This window comes from Brotaphodocola sp., from assembly GCF_050873065.1.
In the GTDB taxonomy this organism is placed as follows: Bacteria; Bacillota; Clostridia; order Lachnospirales; family Lachnospiraceae; genus Brotaphodocola.
The window spans coordinates 14422-37835 of record NZ_JBNMIC010000012.1; the positions used below are offsets into that span (position 1 = coordinate 14422).

14 protein-coding genes and 2 pseudogenes are annotated in these 23414 nt (G+C 46.2%); 2 read left to right on the forward strand and 14 right to left on the reverse strand.

Going from position 1 to position 23414, the window contains the following annotated elements:
- Positions 1 to 214: 214 nt before the first annotated feature.
- The 4 genes from ACR0QE_RS05080 to rpsO all read right to left on the reverse strand — a co-directional run bounded on the left by ACR0QE_RS05080 (position 215) and on the right by rpsO (position 6646).
- Entirely contained in the window at positions 215 to 1882 is a 1668-nt protein-coding gene (locus tag ACR0QE_RS05080) for a Na/Pi cotransporter family protein (RefSeq protein ID WP_432627281.1), read from the reverse strand.
- Positions 1883 to 2311: 429 nt separating this feature from the next.
- The gene (locus ACR0QE_RS05085; protein ID WP_432627282.1) at positions 2312 to 3784 is read right to left on the reverse strand and encodes a M14 family zinc carboxypeptidase; all 1473 of its coding nucleotides are present in this window, start codon (positions 3782 to 3784) and stop codon (positions 2312 to 2314) included.
- 4 nt (positions 3785 to 3788) lie between these two features.
- On the reverse strand, positions 3789 to 5897 hold the full coding sequence (locus tag ACR0QE_RS05090) for a polyribonucleotide nucleotidyltransferase (protein WP_432627283.1): 2109 nt from the start codon (positions 5895 to 5897) through the stop codon (positions 3789 to 3791).
- Between the two features lie 482 nt (positions 5898 to 6379).
- The gene (rpsO, locus tag ACR0QE_RS05095; RefSeq protein WP_177977497.1) at positions 6380 to 6646 is read right to left on the reverse strand and encodes a 30S ribosomal protein S15; all 267 of its coding nucleotides are present in this window, start codon (positions 6644 to 6646) and stop codon (positions 6380 to 6382) included.
- 565 nt (positions 6647 to 7211) lie between these two features.
- Between rpsO and ACR0QE_RS05100 the strand changes: the two genes are divergently transcribed.
- Together ACR0QE_RS05100 and ACR0QE_RS05105 are read left to right on the forward strand one after the other, a co-directional pair.
- Positions 7212 to 7940, forward strand: a complete 729-nt coding sequence (locus ACR0QE_RS05100) for an exonuclease domain-containing protein (protein WP_432627284.1) — start codon at positions 7212 to 7214, stop codon at positions 7938 to 7940.
- A gap of 104 nt (positions 7941 to 8044) precedes the next feature.
- A complete protein-coding gene (locus ACR0QE_RS05105) occupies positions 8045 to 9070 on the forward strand; it encodes an acyltransferase family protein (RefSeq protein ID WP_432627285.1) in 1026 nt (341 codons plus the stop codon).
- Between the two features lie 154 nt (positions 9071 to 9224).
- On the opposite strand, the gene ACR0QE_RS05110 is transcribed toward ACR0QE_RS05105, so the two are convergent.
- The 10 genes and pseudogenes from ACR0QE_RS05110 to ACR0QE_RS05155 form a co-directional block, all read right to left on the reverse strand.
- A complete protein-coding gene (locus ACR0QE_RS05110; RefSeq protein ID WP_432627286.1) occupies positions 9225 to 10616 on the reverse strand; it encodes an O-antigen ligase family protein in 1392 nt (463 codons plus the stop codon).
- 201 nt (positions 10617 to 10817) lie between these two features.
- Positions 10818 to 12773 carry a lysine--tRNA ligase gene (lysS, locus tag ACR0QE_RS05115; RefSeq protein WP_432627287.1) on the reverse strand — a complete coding sequence of 652 codons (1956 nt, stop codon included), beginning with the start codon at positions 12771 to 12773 and terminating at the stop codon, positions 10818 to 10820.
- Between the two features lie 241 nt (positions 12774 to 13014).
- The gene (gene greA / locus ACR0QE_RS05120; RefSeq protein ID WP_177977492.1) at positions 13015 to 13497 is read right to left on the reverse strand and encodes a transcription elongation factor GreA; all 483 of its coding nucleotides are present in this window, start codon (positions 13495 to 13497) and stop codon (positions 13015 to 13017) included.
- Between the two features lie 236 nt (positions 13498 to 13733).
- Entirely contained in the window at positions 13734 to 14702 is a 969-nt protein-coding gene (gene dusB, locus ACR0QE_RS05125) for a tRNA dihydrouridine synthase DusB (RefSeq protein ID WP_432627288.1), read from the reverse strand.
- A gap of 11 nt (positions 14703 to 14713) precedes the next feature.
- Positions 14714 to 15121 (reverse strand): DUF6145 family protein, encoded by a 408-nt coding sequence (locus tag ACR0QE_RS05130; RefSeq protein WP_432627309.1) that lies wholly within the window; start codon positions 15119 to 15121, stop codon positions 14714 to 14716.
- A gap of 186 nt (positions 15122 to 15307) precedes the next feature.
- Positions 15308 to 16282 (reverse strand): 6-phosphofructokinase, encoded by a 975-nt coding sequence (gene pfkA / locus ACR0QE_RS05135; protein WP_432627289.1) that lies wholly within the window; start codon positions 16280 to 16282, stop codon positions 15308 to 15310.
- Between the two features lie 173 nt (positions 16283 to 16455).
- Positions 16456 to 17691, reverse strand: a pseudogene (locus ACR0QE_RS05140) (OB-fold nucleic acid binding domain-containing protein); the annotation flags it as partial.
- A gap of 163 nt (positions 17692 to 17854) precedes the next feature.
- A complete protein-coding gene (ltrA, locus tag ACR0QE_RS05145; RefSeq protein ID WP_432627290.1) occupies positions 17855 to 19792 on the reverse strand; it encodes a group II intron reverse transcriptase/maturase in 1938 nt (645 codons plus the stop codon).
- 772 nt (positions 19793 to 20564) lie between these two features.
- Positions 20565 to 22826 (reverse strand): annotated as a pseudogene (locus tag ACR0QE_RS05150) (DNA polymerase III subunit alpha); the annotation flags it as partial.
- Positions 22827 to 23127: 301 nt separating this feature from the next.
- Entirely contained in the window at positions 23128 to 23385 is a 258-nt protein-coding gene (locus tag ACR0QE_RS05155) for an HPr family phosphocarrier protein (protein ID WP_177977488.1), read from the reverse strand.
- Positions 23386 to 23414 lie beyond the last annotated feature (29 nt).

Consider the following 23414-nt stretch of genomic DNA (forward strand, 5'->3'; position numbering starts at 1 on the left):
TAGCAAGTAGTTTTTTTGCATTTTAAAAACTCTTGTTGACTTTTTTTCTTTTGTCTCACTCTTTTTCACAGGTTTCTCTCTGAATTTTTACACTTTTTTGCCGCTTTTCCGCTTGTTTTGTCTCTTTTCAGAATATTTCTCACCCGGCTTGATGGTTTTTTAGCATAGTTTTTTCCAAAACTTTACATTCTGACCAGAAAAAATTCAGAGTGAATTACATCTCATCCTTGACATAACCGGCGAGATTGTATGCATGATCGGAAATACGCTCTAAATTGCTGATAATGTCGAGGAAAACGATTCCCGCAGACGGATCGCATTTTCCCTTTGTCAGTCGCTCGATGTGCTTCTCGCGCATCTCCTCCTCCTGACTGTCCACATCATCCTCATACTGGCTCACCTTGCGCACAGAGTCCATATCTCCGTTCTGGCGCGCCTCAATCGCATACTGGAATGCCTTGACTGCACTGTCGCTGATGGATTTCAAATCTGCCTGTCCCGTCTCAGAAAAGACGAGCTTGTGCTGTACCATGTATTCCGCCTGCTCTGCAAGGTTTTCCGCATGGTCTCCGATCCGCTCAATGTCACTCGCGCTGTAAAACAGGTTGTTGACCAGTTTCTTCTGTTTTTCCGTCAGGGAAAGATTGTCCACTTTAATCAGGTACTCCGTCAGGAACTTTTCCATATTGTTCAGAGTTTTCTCTGTCTTATATACGCTCTGAATCTCCTCAACATTCTCCGTCAGAATCGCATCGAGAGCCGTCTTCACATTTCCCATTGCAATCTGTGCCATATGAACGACCTCGAGGGCAGCCGTCTCAACCGCAAATGCCGGAGACTCAAAGATACGCTCATCGAGATGTTTGAGTGTTGCAGATGCCTCGTCCTCTTCCGTGTCTTCCTCATCGCTGCCCTTCACAATCATGCCGGACAGCTTGACAAGCTGGTTGGCAAACGGGAAGAGAACCGTTGTATTCACAAGGTTAAACACCGTGTGGAAAATGGAAATCTGAACTGCCGTGATGTTGGACAGTCCGATGTCCGGGCGCAGGGCAAACCACACAAATCCACCCACACCGAAAATCAATGCTCCGATTGTGTTAAAGCTCAGATGAATCACCGCTGCACGCTTTGCAGTCCGGCTTCCTCCCATACTCGAGAGCATCGCCGTCACACAGGAACCGATGTTCTGACCGAGTGTAATATAAATCGCCGCGCTCGTGGTCACGACACCATTGAGCGCCAGTGTCTGGAGAATTCCGACTGATGCGGATGAGCTCTGAAGAATTGCCGTCACGACCGCTCCGACAATCATGCCGAGAATCGGATTCTTTCCAAGCACGGCAAAAGCCTGTGCGAAGATCGGTGCATCCGTATACGGGGAGATCGACCCGGACATCAGGCTCAGTCCCATGAAGAGCAGACCAAGTCCGATCGCAATCTCTCCTGCCATATGTTTCTTCTGCGACTTGGCAAAAACCAGAAGCAGTGCTCCGATACCGATGATACATGGCGCATAGAATCCGGGATTGAGCACTTTCATCGTGTCCCCGAGCTGGCTCATCGAGACGATCCACGCCGTGATCGTCGTACCGATATTGGCACCCATGATGACGCCGACTGCCTGAGTCAGATTCAAGACTCCCGCACTTACAAAGCCGACTACCATAACCGTCGTCGCTCCACTGCTCTGGATGATTGCAGTGATCAGGGCGCCGAGGGCGATTGCCATCACACGGTTGTTTGTCAGTTTTCCCAGGAATGTACTCATCTTGCTTCCCGCGGTCTTTTGCATACCATCCGCCATGATACTCATGCCGTACAGGAACATTCCGAGTCCGCCCAGAAAACCAAACAGGTTTGAAACATCGTTGATTGACATAGTTTCCCCTTTCTCCTCGTTTGCACGTAAGCAAACCGTGACTGCCTGTTTTCTCTCTTTTCTCTCTTTTTCACAGCCACAACAATTTCACTATACCATAGAAACTTTACAGTTTTCAACCGGGTATTGAAAAAAGAGCAGTTTTACACGATAAAACATAACTTTCTTAACTGGAAATTTATATAAAAAAGAATGTGCCTTGGCACATTCTCGCGCCGAGGCGCGGTTGCTTTGGCAACCATCTTCCCCTGCGCCGAGTGCGCATCCTTGCGGAGCATTTTTTGTATGATAGGACGCAATTTCCTATCATACAAAAGACGACAGCGATGAGAGATCTTTATTTTCTCATTACTGTCGTCTTTTTCCAGTTTCAATATTTTAAGATATTTTAAGATTTAAAAGTCTGGTGAAAATCCGGTGAAAGTCCGGTTAGTGCTGCATGGCAAATTCTGCTGCCGCTGCCCAGACTTCCTTATTGTGCTGCCATACTGCCGGGAATTCGGAAACCGGCATCGGACAGGTGACACTTCCAACCTCAATCGTCACACTCGGAATCGGAGCATCCTTGATCTGTACCCAGTCCTTGAAACCGCCGTGACCACTTGATCCGCCCAGACGATAACCGGTCTTGGATGCCATCAGGTCTGCCAAAGCCTTAGATGTCTCTTTGACCTTGTTGCCTGCGTAATCCCAGTAAATGAGATTTCCCATGCTGTGATAGCTGATCGTCAGTGCCCAGTTTCTTGACAGGGCAAGATTTGCAAGTGCCTGACTCTCCGGCTCAGACAGAGAGCTTGTTCCCTTGTATGTGCCGTAGGACGGCTTCGGAGAGCTGCTCACCTGATCCCAGTCTGCCGGGAAATTCTGGTTCAAATCCGTGCCTCTCGCATCTGCCTTCCAGTACAGAAGATAGCGCTCATACGTTGCACTCGTTCTTCCAAGTGCCTTGTCATTCTCATAGCACTGGCGAATCTGCTGACGCAGACTCTCTGAACGGATTCCGCTCTCTCCAAACTGGCTGATTGCAATTCCATCCGGATTTACCATCGGAACATAGTGAATGGCAACCTGATTAAAGAGCTGGGAAAGCGGAGTTCCATTGTAGCTTCCGCTGTCATAAAATGCCAGACCGTACTCTAACTGCTTCATCACAAGAAGCGGTGTCATATATTCTCTCGCATGAATGCCCGCATGAATCAGGATGTGCTTCGGTGCATTCTGATTTCCGACAATAATCTCATAGAGATTTCTGCCGTCCAATGAGGTGCCGATCACATTCACTTTCATATGGCTTCCATAACGCGCTGATAACTTCTGAATATCCTGACTCATCTGATCATAGGTGTACTTTTCTGCCACCTTGACAATCGGATCCGTCACGGTTCCCGCAAAAGCACTCGTTCCGTCTGTCGTATTCGTCGACTCCGGAATCTGGGGAATCATTCCTCCGCCGATCCCCGAAACTCCCGGTCCAATCGAACCAGAACTGCTCATTCCCGGTCCAATCACCGGAGAGGTCGTTCCGGTTGAAGAACCTGCTGAGGTTGTTGTTCCGGAGGACACAGTGCCCGAAGATGCGGACGGCGTCGTGGAAGAAGTCGGTGCAGATGAAGTCTGCGCCGTGCCTCCCGCAGACACGACAGTGGAAGAAGTCGTCTGTCCTGCACTTGCCGCGGGCGTCGTCGGTGCTGCTGTGGTCTCAGAGGTCACCGGTGCCGGTGAAGTCTGGGCAGGAGCCTGCGTCGTCTCTGTGGCCGCTGCAGCCGGTGATTCCTGTTTTGCTTCTGTCGTCAATCCATTTGCCGGCACAATCACTTCTGCCGGTGTCGTAAAGGAAGTGCCGGCCACCATGACGGTAGCCAGCATTCCGGTAAGAAAGCCATTTATTTTTTTTGTTCTCATAAAACTAGTTTTCACTGTCCTTCTTTGCAAGGTCACCCGGCTTCATGCTCAGGCTGATCTTGCCAGCTTTGTCTACATCGAGTACCTTAACGGTTACGGTATCTCCGATATTTACTACATCCTCAACCTTCTCGACACGGCGGTCAGACAGGCGGGAAATATGGATCATTCCATCCTTCTTCGGCTTGAGCTCAACGAATGCGCCGAACGGCATGATGCGAACAACCTTACCGGTAATTACCTGACCCGGCTCAATATCGGTAACGATGTTGTGGATGATCTCCTTTGCACGGTCGATCATTGCCTGATCGGTTCCGCAAATTGCAACATTTCCATCCTCAGAAATGTCGATCTTTACGCCGGTCTCCTCAATGATCTTGTTGATCACGCAGCCCTGCTTGCCGACTACATCACCGATCTTCTGCGGATCAATGCTGATCTGGTCGATCTTCGGAGCGTACTTGCCAACGGTCTTTCTCGGCTCGGAGATTGCCTTAGCCATAACCTCATCGAGGATGTACAGTCTTGCCTCGCGGGTTCTGCGGATTGCCTCCTCGATGATCGGACGGGTCAGACCATGGATCTTGATATCCATCTGGATTGCGGTGATACCCTTGTGAGTTCCGCCTACCTTAAAGTCCATATCGCCGAAGAAGTCCTCAAGACCCTGGATATCTGTCAGAACGATGTAATCGTCATCGGTCTCACCGGTTACCAGACCACAGGAGATACCTGCTACCATCGTCTTGATCGGAACACCAGCTGCCATCAGAGACATTGTGGATGCACAGATACTTGCCTGAGAGGTGGAACCGTTGGACTCCATCGTCTCAGATACGGTACGGATTGCATACGGGAACTCGGTCTCAGACGGAAGTACCGGAACGAGTGCACGCTCTGCAAGAGCACCATGACCGATCTCACGACGTCCCGGTCCTCTTGACGGCTTTGTCTCACCTACGGAGAAGGACGGGAAGTTGTAATGATGCATGTAGCGCTTTGTGGTCTCAAGATCATCCAGTCCGTCTAACTTCTGTGCCTCAGACAGCGGAGCCAGAGTACAGATGTTGAGGATCTGGGTCTGTCCACGGGTGAACATTGCGGAGCCGTGTACGCGCGGAAGCAGGTCAACCTCTGCTGCTAACGGACGGATCTCAGTGATCGCACGGCCATCCGGACGCTTGTGATCCTTCAGAATCATCTTGCGGACAGTCTTCTTCTGATACTGGTAAACAGCATCTCCGAGCAGTGCCAGCCACTCCTCGTTGTCTGCAAATGCCTCCTCAAGCTTCTCGGTGATTGCACGGATATTTGCCTCACGGGTCTGCTTGTCATCGGTGAAAACTGCAACTTCCATCTCTGCCGGCGGAACGATCTCTTTGATTGCCTCAAACAGCTCCTCCGGAACTGCGCAGCTCTCATAGCTGTGCTTCGGCTTTCCACACTCTGCAACGATCTTATCGATGAAGGCGATGATCTCCTTATTTACGGAATCTGCCTTGTAAATTGCCTCGATCATCACATCCTCCGGAACTTCCTTTGCACCGGCCTCAATCATGATGACTTTCTCTCTCGTGGATGCAACAGTCAGAGCCAGATCAGAAGCAACCTTCTGTGCCTGAGTCGGGTTCACAACGAACTCACCGTCTACAAGACCGATCTGGGTCGTTGCACACGGACCGTCAAACGGGATATCAGAGATTGCAGTTGCGATTGCGGAACCGAGCATAGCGGTCAGCTCCGGGCTGCAGTCCTGATCTACGGACATAACAATGTTGTCAAGGGTGACATCGTTGCGGTAGTCCTTCGGGAACAGCGGACGCATCGGACGGTCAATAACACGGGAGGTCAGGATTGCATTCTCAGATGCCTTTCCCTCTCTCTTGTTGAATCCACCCGGAATCTTTCCAACTGCATACATCTTCTCCTCATATTCTACGCTCAGCGGGAAGAAATCAACGCCCTCACGCGGTTTGTCGGATGCGGTTGCGGTGGAAAGTACAACGGTATCTCCGTAATGCATCAGTGCTGCACCGTTTGCCTGCTTGGCAACTCTGCCCACATCTACGGTAAGCGTTCTGCCAGCAAGTTCCATACTATAACTTTTGTACATGTCTTGTTTTCCTTTCATCTCATTTTCTTTTTTCTTAATGCCTGTTTCCTGATCTCTCACTGATTTATTGCCTAGTCTTTCTTCATTTGCCACATATATTTCCGGATTTTCACGAAATCTCACGAATTTTTATGAATTCTTATGAGTTCTTATGAAATTTCGCAGAGTTTTATGAAACTGGAAGAAAACGGTAAAAAATTAGAAATCAATCAGTAAACAGCAGACGGAAAAGTCTCGAAAAACAGAAGGATCTCTCCTCGAAACTACTGCTCTGCCCACAATTTTGCCTGCCCTCCCAGTTTTCCATTTCTTGTAAAAAGCTTTTTGATGGGCTTTCTTCAACAAATCCTGTCTTGTAGGTACAGCAGCGGCTTCGGGGTCCTGTTCCTGTTTTTCTGTCTTTTCTGTTTTGGATTTTGGAATTCACTCAGATACAAACAAAGGCGGAGAAGAAACCCTCTCCGCCCCCTTTTATATCTAAATTACTTTCTGATACCCAGCTTCTCGATCAGTGCACGATAGCCCTCGAGGTCGGTCTTCTTCAGGTAGTTCAGTAAACCACGTCTCTGACCAACCATCTTCAGCAGACCACGTCTGGAATGATGATCCTTCATGTTGCTCTTTAAGTGCTCGGTCAGCTCAGCGATACGAGCGGTCAGGATTGCGATCTGAACCTCCGGTGAACCGGTATCTCCCGGCTTTCTGCCGTACTCTGCGATGATAGCTGCTTTCTTTTCCTTAGAAATCATTGTAAAATCCTCCTTAAAAATATTAAATAAACTTACCGGAAACCAGGTATGTGGCTGGAGTGGCCATGCAACCGGGCCTCGGCGTTTTCATACCGGAACATCATAACATATTCCTTTTTTGCTGTCAATCGCTTCTTCCATAATGAGTTCAAAAAGATTTTCGCTGACCCTCATCTTTTCCCTCCCCTGCGCCGTTTCGTGTTCTGAAACAGCTTTTTCTTTAGATCTTCATCATCGATTTCATCCTTTATCCAAAGCTCTCTGATTTCTGGAATATTCAGCATATATTCCACCATCGGAATTTTACACACTTCACTTGCATATTCACAATTTTCATAAAACAGATATGGGTCCTTCAGAAAACTTTCTGCGTCTGGACAATACCATTGTTTCTTCTAATTTTCTCCATATAAGTTTAACTGATTCCATGCAGAAAGACAATTTTATCTACAAGAAATTTTCACTTTATACGCAGATAGGAAATTTGTATTCCGCCAAAAAGAATCCTCCAAAAACTATTGACAGCATCGCTTCTTTTTCCGTATCCTTATAATTAACAATACGTATGTACAAATTACAGCTACAAATGTATCTACAAACAGATTTTCATTGGGAGGGTGAGCGACGCATGAAACACATTGTTATTGATCTGGAGATGAATCCGGTTCATCTAAAAGCAGAAATAAGAAATATATGTACCACAGAGACCATCGAAATCGGAGCTGTCATGTTGGATGATGACCTGCATGAAATTGATTCTTTTCGAACATATATAAAGCCGGAGTACAATGATGCCATTGTCCCCAAAATCAGCAGCCTTACCGGAATCACGAATGAGATGGTTGCCAATGCACCGACATATAAAGAAGCATTCCGAATGTTTACTGACTGGTGTATGGGAAAAAATGACGAGGTAACCATTTACGCGTGGAGTGATACGGATTACAACCAGATCATAAAAGAAATTGCATTGAAGAAATATGAACTCACAGAAGCGGAGCATTCTATCGTCGATTCTAAATGGACGGATTTTCAAAAAGAATTTGACAGTCATCTCGGCTTTGAGCGGCAGGTCTCTTTATCCCTTGCCTTAGAGATGGCGGGAATTGATTTTGCCGGCAAAGAACACGATGCTCTGGATGATGCGAGAAATACAGCAGAACTTTTAAAAATTTTCAAGGACGAGAATCTGTTCAACAAGACACTTCGAAAAATTGAAGAAGCAATGAAACCAACCTCTCTGGGCAACACCTTGGGAAGCATGTTTGATTTTTCAGGACTTCATTTTTCCTGATGTCTTGATATCTTCTGTCTCTCCATCCTTTTCCCTCGCTGTCATCCTTGCTTTTGCTTTACCCGCAGTTTTACCTGTAAGAAATATACAAAGGAGAAAAACGTATGACTTATATCGTTCTCTATCTCTTCTTGTTGGCATTATGCATTTGGAACATTCATCTTGAGCCGGCCAACATGAATGTAAAAACCATTATGAACAGACTGAACAAATTGCGATTTATTTTTGCTATCCTGATCGTATTTACCCACTGCTCGCTCCCATACAAACATTTACCGTTTATTTTGTTTCCTTTAAGAAAAATATCCACATTTGGAGTCGGATATTTCTTCATGTTATCCGGCTACGGTTTAGCCTATTCCGCAGCAAACAAGCCTGATTATTTGCAGCATTTCTGGAGAAAAATAGGAAACTTACTGTGGATCACAATATTCTCAAGCGTATTAAGCACACTCATCAAAAATCTGGTGCTTGGATGGAATGAGGCTCTGAGTCTGATCAACTGGTATATGCCAGCAATCATCGTCCTGTATCTTGTTTTTTATGCGGCATATTGCCTATTCCCGAACTCCAAACATATCCGGAATCTTTTTCTTTTTGGAACTGTATCTGCCGTCATTCTGATGATCCTGTGCGCAGATCACTTTACCGGAAATAACTATAGAAATTATTACATCAGCGAACTGGCTTTCCCGTTTGGAGTGTTTATTTACGAGTATGCAGACGCCATCACCATATTTATGAAAAAGAAAAGCGCAATTTTTCTGATCCTTGTGGCAGAAATTGTCATTGGAGGCGTTGCCTTCACTGTTCCCGAAAGAGGCGTGCTGGATTTGGTTTTTCATAATCTCATGTTGGTTCCGGTCGGTCTCCTGCTGATTTGGCTGATGGATAAGATGGAGATCCAGAATCCGGTCTTAAAAACTATGAACCGGTATTCTTCGTTCATCTATCTCTTCCAGTTTCCGATACTTGTGATTTTGAAGAATGCTTATTTATCGAACGAGCGTCCTTTTGATGTGTTTTATTTTGTTGGGGTCTTAGGCCTGACCTGTCTCTTGGCAGTTATCATACAAAATGTATCCGATCGTGCCGGGATATTGATCCGCAAACATCTGCTTCATAAATAAACACAAACAAACATAATTCCAGCAATTATCCCTATAAATCTTTTTAGCGCCAGTCAGACAAAATCAGATCCTTTACCTGATTTTACCTGCTGGCGCTTCTTTTTGCTTTTCCTGTCAGGGATACACCCTTGTCACATTCCCTGCTGTTTCTTTCTTATTTTTGTTCCTGTGACTCCTGCATCAGAATGCGGATGTGCTCATGCATTTCCTTTTTATCGCGCGGTTTCCAAACCTGCGGTTTCGGGGGCTTCTTGCGCTCCATCGAGTAAGCCACCGGAATCAGACGCAACGCCATCGTGCTCCAGAAAGAGAAAGATGTATTATCCGTCAGATACGTCATCGTCATATAGCTGAGATTGCAAAGATACAAAAGCGTTGTCTCATCATCCGCATACTTTGTCCAGAAAATAGGCGTGATGATATACTGAATACCGGACCAAAACATAAAGCCCGGGAAGCCCATTTCCACGAATACTTTCAGAATGTCATTGTGAAACGGATATGGATGATTGATAATCCCTGCGTTATACCAGATTCCCACAATGGAATCCACATATTCAAATCCTTTTCCAAAATATCCTACCGAAAATTCATAGTAATCGTTTGCCAGACTCCAGAGATAGTCACGTCCCATCATATCAATGCCAAGCACTTTCAACACTTGGGAGACCACTCCGGTGCGAACTCCATAAAGATACAAAAAGAAAAAAATTACCCATGCAATTCCCCAGAGAACAAAAATGGGTTTTTTCTTTTTAAACAGGCGAACAAAGTATGCCACAATAACAAATAAAACAACGGCAGGAATCGCAATACGCTTCATACCGACAAAAAAGAAAAAGGTACATGCAATCAGAAAAAAGATGCGCTGACGTTTCTCTCTCCTCGTCTCATGAGGGGCAAATGCTGCGTAATAGAGCACCAGCTGGCCAAACACAAATGTGATATCATGGATCTCCAGATTGCGCGCATATCCCTCTGCCTCTCCGAACGTCACAAGGCAGGTAACCAGTGACTGAATACTTGGTCCCAGGCCAAAATTTGGTATCTCAAGGACCATAATTCCTGCATTGGCCATACACATCGCAATGGCAAACATATCAATGGTTTTTGATCCAAATAGATAAACACCTGAAATTGCCGTCAAAATCGAAATGCTCTGAAAGACAAGCTTGGAACAGGCGTCCACCATTGTAGAAATATTATTCAGATTCATCATCCAGATGACCATGGACCAGAGAAGCAGCGCAGCAATCAATGACATACAGACAAGCGCCGGCCAGACTATTTTTTTCAGACGTTCGATATCCGGATAAATAAATCCGTAACCCACAGTCATGGCGATCACACCCATTGTAAATATTTTCGGCAGGCCACCGAGCATATTGTTCAATGTCTTCCACTCACCCAGACCTGCAAATGTCAGCAAGCCAATAAAGCAGACACAAAGCAGTCTCTGCCAGAAAGGACTGTCTTTATAAAAGATGGAAGAAGGAGCCTTCTGAGTATAATCCCGCTTTACAATGATTTCAGATAAGGTTCGCACCTATTCTTTCTCCTTTGCTATGTGCTATACAAAACAGCATTTCTGAAGAGAAACACTGCCGACCACCGATCAAATTCCATATTAAGACAAATGGGGCTGTCGCCTTCGCAAATTTCTTTGCCGAGCGATCGCCCCATTCTTTTCTCTTACTCTTACTTTTTCACGTCGACACTCGCGGAGCATACAACTCAGAAGACGATTTTAGTACAGCTTTGCACCTGCCGGGATGTGATTGTCTACCATCAGCAGATTCAGCTTCTCCTCGCCGTTCTCCTCGCATACTGCGGAGAGCAGCATACCGCAGGACTCAATGCCCATCATTGCGCGCGGCGGCAGATTGGTGATTGCCACAAGGGTCTTGCCAACCAGCTCTTCCGGCTCATAGTAAGCATGGATTCCGCTGAGGATGGTGCGGTCCTTGCCGGTTCCGTCATCAAGGGTGAACTGAAGCAGCTTCTTGGACTTCTTCACAGCCTCACACGCCTTTACCTTTACGGCACGGAAATCAGACTTGCTGAACGTATCAAAATCTACCTGCTCCTCAAACAGCGGCTCAATCTTCACGTTGGAGAAATCGATCTTCTCGTTCGGAGTGAAGAAACCATTGTTGTCGCCAGCAGCTTCCTTCTCGCCGGCCTTATCTGCGGACTTCTTTCCTGCATCTAAGGACTTCATCGTCGGGAAGAGCAGAACGTCACGGATTGCCGGGCTGTTGGTGAACAGCATAACCAGACGGTCAATTCCGTATCCGATACCGCCTGTCGGAGGCATACCGATCTCAAGTGCATTCAGGAAGTCCTCATCGGTGGTATTTGCTTCCTCATCACCAGCTGCAAGTGCAGCCTCCTGTGCCTTGAAACGCTCTCTCTGGTCGATCGGATCGTTCAGCTCGGAGTATGCGTTACACATCTCTCTTCCGTAGATGAACAGCTCGAAACGCTCTACCTGCTCCGGATGATCCGGCTTCTTCTTGGTCAGCGGAGAGATCTCAATCGGATGATCCATGATGAAGGTCGGCTGAATCAGATGCTCCTCAACAAACTCCTCGAAGAAGAGGTTGATGATGTCGCCGCGAACGTGACGCTCCTCATAGTGGATGTCCTTCTCGTCTGCCAGCTTCTTTGCTTCCTCAGTGGTCTTGATCTCGTTGAAATCAATTCCGGTGTACTTTTTGATTGCATCGATCATGGTCAGGCGCTCAAACGGCTTTCCAAGATCAATCTCAACCTCTGCATACGGGATCTTTGTGGTACCGCACACCTCATTTGCAATGTGGCGGAACATATTCTCGGTCAGATCCATCATGCCATAGTAATCGGTGTATGCCTGATACAGCTCCATCAGGGTGAACTCCGGATTGTGACGGGTATCAAGACCCTCGTTACGGAATACACGGCCGATCTCGTAAACCTTCTCCATACCGCCGACGATCAGACGCTTTAAGTACAGCTCAAGGGAAATACGAAGCTTTACATCCTCATCCAGTGCGTTGTAATGGGTCTCAAACGGTCTTGCAGCAGCACCGCCTGCATTTGCAACAAGCATCGGAGTCTCAACCTCTAAGAAGCCCAGATTGTCGAGATAACGACGGATGCAGCTGATGATACGGGAACGCATCACGAAAGTCTTGCGCACATCCTCGTTCATGATCAGGTCCACATAACGCTGACGATAACGGGTATCTGTGTTGGTCAGACCGTGATACTTCTCCGGCAGAATCTGCAGGCTCTTGGACAGCAGGGTCACAGAATGTGCGTGAATGGAAATCTCACCCATCTTTGTGGTGAATACCAGACCGCGGATTCCGACGATATCACCGATATCCATGCGCTTGAAATCTTTGTATGCATCCTCGCCAAGGTCATCACGGCATACATAACACTGAATGTTGCCCTTCAGATCCTGAACGTTGCAGAAAGATGCTTTACCCATCACACGCTTGGACATTACACGTCCTGCGATGGATACCTCTTTTCCTTCCCACTCACTGTAATTTTCCTTTACATCCGTGCTGTGTACGGTCACATCATACTTTGTGATCTTAAACGGATCCTTGTCTGCTGCCTGCAGTTCTGCCAGCTTCTCGCGGCGAACCTTCAGAAGCTGGTGAACATCCGGCTCCTGTGCCTGCTTTGCGTTCTGATTCTGCTCTGCCATTTCTATCTCCTTTGCCTGTTATTTCCCTTCATGCCGCCTGTCATCGTCCACTGTCCCTGTGCGCAGAATGCGAATTTCCCTGCATCGTCACAGCTTAAACTCCCGACAGCATGTCTGTCACCTTTGTCAAAACTTTAATCTTCTGTTTTATTTATTCTTTATCAGATTTTGTTTTTATTTATTCGACTTTCTTCCCCCGATTCATTAGAGCGGGAGCAAAAATCTGATCAGAAAAATCTGATTAGGATACTCTCTGGATCTCCAGCACTTTGTACTGAATAATTCCTGCCTGAGTCTCAACGTCAACGACATCGCCAACGCGCTTTCCAAGCAGTGCTCTTCCTACCGGAGACTCATTGGAAATCTTGTTCTGAAGGCTGTTTGCCTCGGTAGAACCAACGATCTTGAACTCCATCTCCTCATCAAAATCAACATCATATACTTTCACTTTGCAGCCGATGCTGATCTTGTCCAGATCTACCTCATCCTCGTCTACAACCTCTGCATTTTTCAGAAGCTTCTCCAGCTCCTCGATTCGCAGCTCGATGTCTCTCTGCTCATCCTTTGCAGCATCATACTCAGCGTTCTCAGACAGATCGCCCTGCTCTCTTGCTTCCTTGATCTTCTGTGCAACCTCACGACGACGATTTACCTTCAGATCCTGAAGCTCATCCTCATACTGTTTCAGTCCCGCATAAGTGATAATATGTTTCTTGTCTGCCATAACTATTTCCTTCCTTAAAATAATACTTAAAATAACACTTAAAATAATGCTTAGAATAATACTTAAAGCAATGCTTGCTTAAATAACGCTTAAACGAATCCTTATGATGTCATTCAAATCTGATTTTTGTCTGATTTCAGCTTGATTTTAGCTCATTGCATGCAGAAGACGCGTCATCGGCGCGTCTCCTCACATACTCAAGTATCACAGTATTATATCCCAAAGGGTGCGGGTTGTCAAGAACCCAGACCATTCGTATTTAACAGGTTTTCAAGCTGTTCAAGCGTCTCAAGTTCATTGCTTGCGCGGCGCATGGAAGCCGAATGAGGAAGACCTGCCGTGTACCACGCCACATGCTTGCGCATCTCCTTCATTCCGATGTACTCCCCCTTCATTTTCACCTGCATCCGGGCATGGCGCAGGATCATTTTTCCGATCTCTGCCCCCGTCGGTTCCGGAAGAAGTTCTCCAGTCTCAAGGTAATGGGCCGTGCGCTTGAAAATCCAGGGATTTCCCCTTGCTCCTCTTCCGATCATCAGACCGTCACATCCGGTCTCCTCTAAGCATCTCTTTGCAGCCTGCGGTGTGAAAATATCACCGTTTCCGATGACCGGAATCCGCACCGCCTCCTTGACCTGGCGGATGATGTCCCAGTCTGCGGTGCCGGAGTAGTACTGCTCCCTCGTTCTTCCGTGAACCGCAACTGCTGCCACCCCACAGCTCTCCGCAATCTTCGCAATCTCCACCGCATTGACATGATCGTCATCAAATCCCTTGCGGAACTTTACGGTGACCGGTTTCTTCACGCTTCTCACCATCGCTGAGAGAATCTCTTCAACAAGCTTCGGATTCTTCATCAGGGCCGATCCCTCGCCATTTCCGGCAACTTTCGGAACCGGACATCCCATGTTCAGATCAATCAGATCATAGGGACCGTCCTCGATCTGGTGTGCCATCGCTGCGAGGATCTGCGGATCGGAACCAAAAAGCTGTACCGCAATCGGACGCTCTGACGGATCAACCTCGAGAAGTTCCTTCGTATTTTTGTTCTTGTAAAGAATCGCTTTCGCGCTGACCATCTCCGTGTACAGCAGGCCGCAGCCCTCCTCCCGGCAGAGTACGCGAAACGGGAGATCCGTCACACCCGCCATCGGAGCGAGAATCAGGTTGTTTTCTAATTTTACGTTTCCAATCTGTAATTTCATTCGCCCTAGTCCTATTCCTCGTCTGCTCCGTTGTCATCATCATCAAAGCCGTCGGAATCTCCATCATCGGAGTCCTCATCGTCCTCGACGTCCTCGCCAAGATAGAATACCTTGTAGTAAGTCTCCAGTGCCTTCAGAAGTTCCTGTCCTTCCTCACGGTACTGCTTAATCTTTAAATCTGCTCCAATCTCATCGTAATAACCGTCGTACTCAGATGTCGTGTGACAGAATTCCAGAGTACCATCCTCCTCAAATTCCAGAGTCAGGATTCCTCCGCACTCTTCCGTAAACCACACGCACATCACCTGAAGCTGACGCTTGATGGATTCCGGCAGATTTGAAAATTCTTCATTAAAATAATACTTCTTATCGTATCCATTAGAACCACAAAGTACCATTCTTCCGTCGTGTCCTTCCATTTTCACCTTTCCTCTCTTTTCAAGTTTATTTCACATAAATCCATTTCATTTAAGTCCATTCCCGCACCCGCAAATACTTCGCGCAAGAAACATTTTTTGATAAACAATTTTTTCACAAAGAATGCCCGGCGAAATTGCTTCCGCCGGGCAGTTTTATCGTTATGCCTGTTTTTTATCTGAGAAGTTTTACTTCACCAACATTCTTGCAATCTCATACTGCTCTTCCGGAATATCCTTCGTCATCTGGAGTGCTTCCTGAATATCGTAGTCCACAAACTCACCGTGCTTGTAGGCAACCAGACGATTGCTCTTTCCCTCGCACAGAAGCTCTGCTGCTCTTGCGCCCATGATGGATGCGTATACACGATCCTTACAGGTCGGAGTACCACCACGCTGCATGTGACCGAGGATCGTTGCTCTGGTCTCAATGCCGGTTGCTGCCTCAATTCTTCTTGCCATGGAAGTGGAATGTCCGATTCCCTCTGCATTGATAATAATATTGTGACGTTTACCGCGTTTCCGGTTCTCAATGATACGGTTGATCAGCGCCTGCTCATCTCCGTCGTAACGCTCCGGAAGCAGAATGTCCTCTGCGCCGTTTGCAATGCCGCACCACAGAGCGATGTATCCGGCATTTCTTCCCATTACCTCAATGATACTGCATCTCTCATGGGAGGTAGAGGTATCACGTACCTTATCGATCGCCTCCATTGCCGTATTGACTGCGGTATCAAATCCAACCGTGTAATCGGTGCAGGCAATATCAAGATCGATCGTTCCAGGAACACCGATCGTGTTTACACCGAGTGCTGCGAGCTTTCCTGCTCCGCGGAAGGAACCGTCTCCGCCGATTACCACGATTCCATCGATTCCGTGCTTGCGGCAGATATCTGCACCTGCCTGCTGTCCTTCCGGTGTGGTAAATTCTTTACATCTTGCTGTATACAGAATGGTACCGCCACGGTAAATAATATTTGACACGCTGGTGCTGTCCATATCGATGATCTCTTCCTGAAGAAGACCTGCGTATCCACGCATGATTCCCTTTACCTTCAGTCCTTTATTCAGAGCGGTCCGGACAACTGCGCGAATCGCAGCGTTCATTCCCGGTGCATCTCCACCGCTTGTTAAAACACCAATCGTTTTTACTTGCTTTGCCATAGTAGTCTCCTCCTGTCAACAGCGTATATATAGTGTAGGCTTTGCCCTTTCTTCGACTGTCACGCTCCCTCTCACAGACCCCCTGTGAACGCAACGGATCATTTACACCCTCAGCTCCGAGCTGCCCTCTCAGTGCACACGCACTGTCCACTGCCTAGTGTAAATCATTTTTTTCATCTTTTCAATCCCTTTTCTACAAGTCTGATATTTTTTTCACCAAGTTCTTCATTCAATGTGTCAAGAAGCTCTTTATTTGTGCATATTTTCCAAGATGCAGGGAGCACTTTCTTTGCGCGCTCTTTTTCCAGATAAATAATGACGGTATCCGCCGCATTTGGGGTCTGTCCTTTGCGGAGAATGTCAAAAATCCTCTGATTTTTCTCATCATACTCCGCCTTATCAGCAAATTTTAACCAAAGCTCGCGGGGAACCGATTCAAACGGAATCACCTGCTCACAGATCAGTTTTCCGACCGGATCATCTCCGATTGAGGTGCGGCCCTGCACGAACACTTTTGCATCCTCGTTGAGCATTGATCTCTTGCTCTCGTAGTCTCTCGGGAAAACCAGAACTTCCACGGAGCCAACCATATCCTCAACCGTGAGAAATGCCATCTGCTGCCCGTTTTTCGTCGTCTTGACCGTCTTTGACGTGATCATTCCGCCGATTGTAACCCGGCTGTTGTCTGCGACTTTTGCATGACCGGTCTCCTCGTCGACTGCAAAGTCCGCAGTCCGGGCCGTCACGCTGTTTTTCCATAGGTCGAGATACTCCTCAAGCGGATGGCCGCTGACATAGACACCGAGAATCTCTTTTTCAAATGCCAGGAGTTCTTCCTTCGGATATTCCGGCACATTCGGCATCGTGATCTGATACTGTTTTTTCTCTGACTCCTCCGCAAAATCAAAGAGACTCATCTGCCCCTCAAACACATTTTTCCGGTCTTTCGTTTTCTGATCGAGCAGTTCCGGCGCCACTTCCATCTTCTGCCTGCGGTTTCCCGGAAGAGAGTCGAAAGCTCCCGACTTGATAAAGCTCTCAAGCGTTCTCTTATTGACTTCACGTCCGCCCATCCGATCCACAAAATCATCGAGGGAAGTGTACAGTCCATTCTCCTCACGCTCTGCAATGATCGCGTCCACAACACTTCTGCCGACGCTCTTGATCGCAGAAAGGCCATAGCGGATCGCCCCGTTTGACACGGAAAATCCACTCTCTCCCTCATTGATGTCCGGAGGAAGAATCGCGATTCCCATCTGCCGGCACGTCAGAATGTACTCGGAAACTTTTGAGATGTTATCCATGACGGAAGTCATCAGCGCCGCCATAAACTCTCTCGGATAATAGTATTTCAAATATGCGGTCTGGTATGCAACAACCGCGTAGCAGACTGCGTGCGACTTGTTAAATAGCGATAGGTAAGTATTTGATGTTATCTCTAACTTTTCCCCCGCTCCACACCGTGCGTGCACGTTTCCGAGCACACGGCGTTCCATCGGTAAGTGTTTTCTTTTTACTTAATCAATCAACCAAATTTTATTGAGAAAATTTTGTAGTTAATATTTTATTTTCCTATATCGAAATAGGATTAAGGTTTGCATTTATGCGTAGTTTATTAAGCTTTTTTATTTGCTCTTTATCCAAATTTAGAATATTTAAATATTTTTCAATTATGTCCCTGTTCGTTGCATGCAACAACTTATGTACCATATCAAGGATTAATACAAGATTGTTGTAGTTATCAGTGCCTCCGTCTTTTCTAGGTTTTATGTGATGACAGTGTATTTCTTCGGTATTGCTGAAAATTTTTCCTGTGATGGCACATTTCCCGTATTGCGCTGAAAACAATGAGATTCTGTTATCCATATATTCAACGCTATTATTGTATGACGGCTGCCTCATCATGTTTAGCATAAGGTTTGTGTTGAGCATCAAGTTATTATGTATTTTTGCTCTTCCTTCCACTGTGTATCTACATATAATTCTCAGTCTTGACTTGGCATTTTTATGTTGGACGTATTTGATTGGATATATCGGTTCATCAGTTCCTGCCACATATCGTAGCATCTTTGACTTACTATATCTAGCTTTTTCTACACTTGTTAGCTTTCTACCATTTTTAACTAGTCTACAATCTTTACTTGTTCTAAGTCTGTTAGTAAGTACTGCCATGACTAGCCTTTGTGCTCTGCTTAAGTCAGCTACTACCTCGGTTGCTATACAGTAATAATTCTGTGTGCCCATAACAATAGTATTGTATAAGTAGATTTCACCGGCCTCCTTATAGTGAGGTCTTGGCTTGGCAATTCTTTTTGCTTGTGCTACAAGATTGTTTTCTATTTTGGCTTTGGCTTTATCGCAAATATGGGATTTTACTACTAATTTGTCACCTTTATGATGTAATCTCATTTTAAATCCTAGGAATTCAGTGTATGTTCTTTTGGAATCAACAACCCTAGTTTTTTCTTCTGATACGTCTAGCTTTAGACGCTCTTTTAACCACATCGTTGTTGCTATTTTGACTCGTTCGGCTTCATCAGGGTATCTGCAACATATTCTGAAGTCATCAGCATATCTGACTATTCTCATTTCTTTCAATCTTGTGCTTTTCATCGCACGGTATGCATTGCTTTTTATATAACTATCACTGATGTTATCGTGTTTGACATATTTGTCAGTTACTGGGTTGTTTTCCCATTGGCTTTCAATCCATTTGTCAAGTTCGTTGAGTACTATGTTAGCTAATAATGGGGATATTATTCCTCCCTGTGGGGTTCCTTTATCAGGTATAATTATATTCCCATCTGGCATTTTGATTGGTGCCTTTAAAATTCTATTTATGATTTCTAGTAGTTTTTTATCCCTAATACCCATACCTTTGATTTGTCTGATTAGCTTTTTGTGATTTACGTTGTCAAAGAAACCTTTGATGTCAAACTCAACTACATATCTGAGATGATACTTTTGTAAGAATGAGTACATTTGTGCCACAGCATGTTCTGCTGAGCGGTTTGGTCTAAATCCATGACTATTTTCACTAAATTTTGCTTCACAGATGGGCTCCATGACTTGCTTGATACAGAGCTGAATCAATCTGTCCCATATGCATGGTATACCTAAGGGCCTTGTTGTCCCATTTGGTTTGGGTATATCCTTTCTCCTTACTGGTTTTGGTCTGTATCCATGAGGACTACCAGTGACTATGTATCTGACTTTTTCTACCAAAACTTCTGGTGGAAATTTTCCGATGTCCTTAATTGTTAATTTGTCCGTGCCTGGTGTTATGCTACCTTGATTAGATTTAATATTTCTATATGCTAAAAGAATATTTTCTCTAGAAAGTATTATTTCAAGTAAGTCAGTGAACTTTTCATTCCTTTTACTTTTTTCATACAGTTCATCAAAGGTATTTTGCATTCCATAGTATTCGGCATGACGTAGGTCATCTACACATAGCTTCTTTTTATTTTTTGATTTTGTTTCAGTTTTCTCATTTTTCTCATTTGGCATAAGGCATCACTCCTTTCTAAATATAGAATGAGTGACAACTTTTGTCATACTCGCATTCCTTATTGCGATTGAATAGTATTGGTTATCACTTAACGACTTGAGGCCATCCCTCCATTTCCATTACAGAAACTTCATTGGTTCGACCTCTACTTTTCAGCACCGGTTCAACTGCTTATACATTAGTAGTGCTTTCACAATTTATTCCAAAAATTTGAAACCCGATACCTTTCCTTGTTCCAATAAACCTATCTGTACATACAGCCTTAGGTGCTTGCTTTAAGCCTGTCTGAAAGATGTGCCTGTAACACACCACGGTTTTTCGTAACGCGTATTCCTACTCAACCGCCTCAAGACTCCCATTCTAAGGAATGACCCATTTCTAGGCCACCAAATTATAGACCCGTACATTCACAAGTTCGTCAGTTCCTTGATGGAACATTCTCACCATAGCTATTTTATAGACCCCCGACATATAGGTAGCACAGTCCACCTCTGGACCGCTTTCCTCGGCTCTTCTTATTATCTCTCTTGTCCATTACAGGTGTGCTCTAGCATCTTTTTTTACCAATAATTTCCTAGCTCAATAATAATCTTCTCCGTTAGGACTACTCTCTGCCGACTTCACCGAGCTTCTAACCTATCAGCTTTCGCTTACATAGGCTAGTCGGAGTATCAGGGTGAGCATTTCAAGGTCGTTACTCCTATCATTCTACTCATTGGCTTATTAGTTCATTGTCATTAGGGCAATGCCGCTTTTTCGTCATCAGTGACTTATAGCGGAACAAGTCGCACACGCATATTTTGCAAAATCAATCATCTCATCATAGATGTGATTTGCAACCTGCTCGCTGATGCCGTTCGCGATGCAGCCCTTTACGCCTTCCTCCTCATTTCCGTAAACGAAATTCTGGCGCTCTTTCTCCATGACTGCTGTCTTCTTTTTTGACATTGCACGGCGCACAAGATCGCTTCGACCCATCGTGTATCCGGCAAGGTCACGAACGATCTGCATAACTTGCTCTTGGTACACGATACATCCGTAAGTCGGGCTCAGAATATGCTGAAGCTGCGGGCAGTCATACGTGATGGAATCCTTGTCATTCTTTCCCTTCAGATACCTTGGAATAAAATCCATCGGACCGGGGCGGTACAGGGAGATTCCGGCGACGACATCCTCAAGATTCTCCGGCTTCAGCTCCTTCATGAAACTCTTCATTCCGGAACTCTCGAGCTGGAACACACCCTCACACTTTCCGGTTCCGATCGCAGCAAGAACTTCCTTATCATTATAATTGATTTTCTCCATGTCGAGATGGGTTCCATATCCCTTCTCAATCAGCTGAACCGCATTCTGGATAACCGTCAGCGTCCGAAGCCCGAGGAAGTCCATTTTCAGAAGTCCCAGTTCCTCAAGCGTCGTCATCGTAAACTGCGTGACAATCGTTCCGTCCGAGGCTCTTGAGAGCGGAACAAACTCATCCATCGCCCGCTGACCGATCACAACGCCCGCTGCATGCATCGACGTGTGGCGTGGAAGTCCCTCAAGACGCTTCGCCATGTCAATCAGGTTTTTGACCTCCGGATCGTTCTGGTACGCCTCGCGCAGATCCGGACTCTGTTTGAGCGCCTTGTCGAGCGTCATGCCGAGATCCCCGGGAATCATCTTTGCAATCGCGTCACACCGCGCATACGGCAGATCAAGCACCCGGCCGACATCCCGGACGACACCCTTTGCGGCAAGCGTACCGAAGGTGACAATCTGAACGACCTGATCCTTTCCATATTTCTCGACAACGTAGTCAATGACCTCTCCTCTTCGCTCGAAGCAGAAGTCCACGTCGATATCCGGCATCGAGACACGCTCCGGATTCAGGAAACGCTCAAAGAGCAGATCATAGCGGATCGGGTCAATGTTCGTGATCTCCAGACAGTAGGCAACAATGCTTCCCGCTGCCGAGCCTCGCCCCGGTCCGACCATGATGTCATTCGACCGCGCAAAGTGAATGAAATCCCACACGATCAAAAAGTAATCGACATATCCCATATTGTGAATGACGCCAAGCTCATACTCAAGGCGTTTTTCGAGCGTTCCATCATCATTCGGATATCGCTTTTTCATACCGTCCTGGCAGAGTTTGTTGAGATACGTCCACGAATCATATCCTTCCGGGACCTCGAATTTCGGGAGTTTCGTGACACCGAACTCAATTTCCACATTGCAGCGCTCCGCAATCTTGTGCGTGTTGTCGATTGCCTCCTGCGCGTAGGGAAAGAGTGCTCTCATCTCCTCCTCCGACTTGACGTAATACTGGCCGCCCTCATAGCGCATGCGGTTCTCATCCGTGACTTTCTTTCCGGTCTGGATACAGAGCAGGATGTCATGTGCCTTCGCGTCATCCGCCAGAATATAGTGGATATCGTTTGTCGCGACAAGATCGATTCCAAGCTCCCTGCTCATCCGAAGGAGTCCCTGATTGACGGTTCTCTGTTCGGGAATTCCGTGATCCTGAAGCTCTAAAAAGAAATTCCCTTTTCCAAAAATTCTTTCGTAGTGAAGCGCCGCCTCCGACGCCTCCTCATACATGCCTCTTGCAAGGTTCTTCTGAACCTCACCGGCAAGGCAGGCGGAAAGTGCAATGATTCCCTCATGGTAAGTTTCAAGCACCTCGTAATCCACGCGGGGTTTGTAGTAAAATCCATCCACAAATCCCCTCGACACAATTTTCATCAGATTGCTGTATCCCTGATTGTTCTCCGCTAAGAGCACAAGATGATAATAGCGGTCTTCTCCGCTGCCCTTCTCCCGGTCAAATCGTGATCCGGGCGTCACATAAATCTCGCAGCCGATAATCGGCTTAATCCCCACTTCTCTGGCAGCCCGGTAAAAATCAATCACGCCGTACATCACACCGTGATCCGTGATCGCCATACTGTCCATTCCGAGTTCTTTCGCCCTTGCCGCTAACTCCCTGATCTTGCAGGAACCGTCAAGAAGGCTGTACTCCGTGTGGACATGCAGATGCGTAAATGCCACGTTTTTTCCTCTCTTTCTCTCTTTTTTCTTGTTTTCTCGTTTTTTTGTTTTTTGTTCTTTTTTTCAGTTTCCCTGTTTCAGTTTTTTTGTTTCTCTTTTTTATTTCTTTTTTGTTTCTTGGCACTCTGTGGATACGCCGCCGGCGCATCCCCGATATGCAAGGCAAAAAGAGCCCCGACATACTGTCGAGGCTCCCCGTCTTCTCTTTAATTGTCAATCTTTCTCAAACTTATTCGCTAGGCTTATTCTTCTTTAGATTGATTCTTCAAACTTATTTCTTAAATTGATTCTTCCGATTTATTTACTTTGCATCCGTCAGATACTTTTCAATGCTGTCCATTGCCTCAGCCTCATCCGCACCATCTGTAATGACAGTCAGTGCTTCTCCCGCATCCATACCAAGGGTCATCATTCCCATGATGCTCTTTGCATTCACCCGAGCAGTACCCTTTTCCACATAGATGACACTCTCGTACTGGCTTGCAATCTGAACCAGCATTGCCACAGGTCTTGCTTCCAGACCATTCTCAAGTCTGATGGTGATTGTCTTCTTTAACATAATAATCCTCCTCATGATATGGGCGCGAC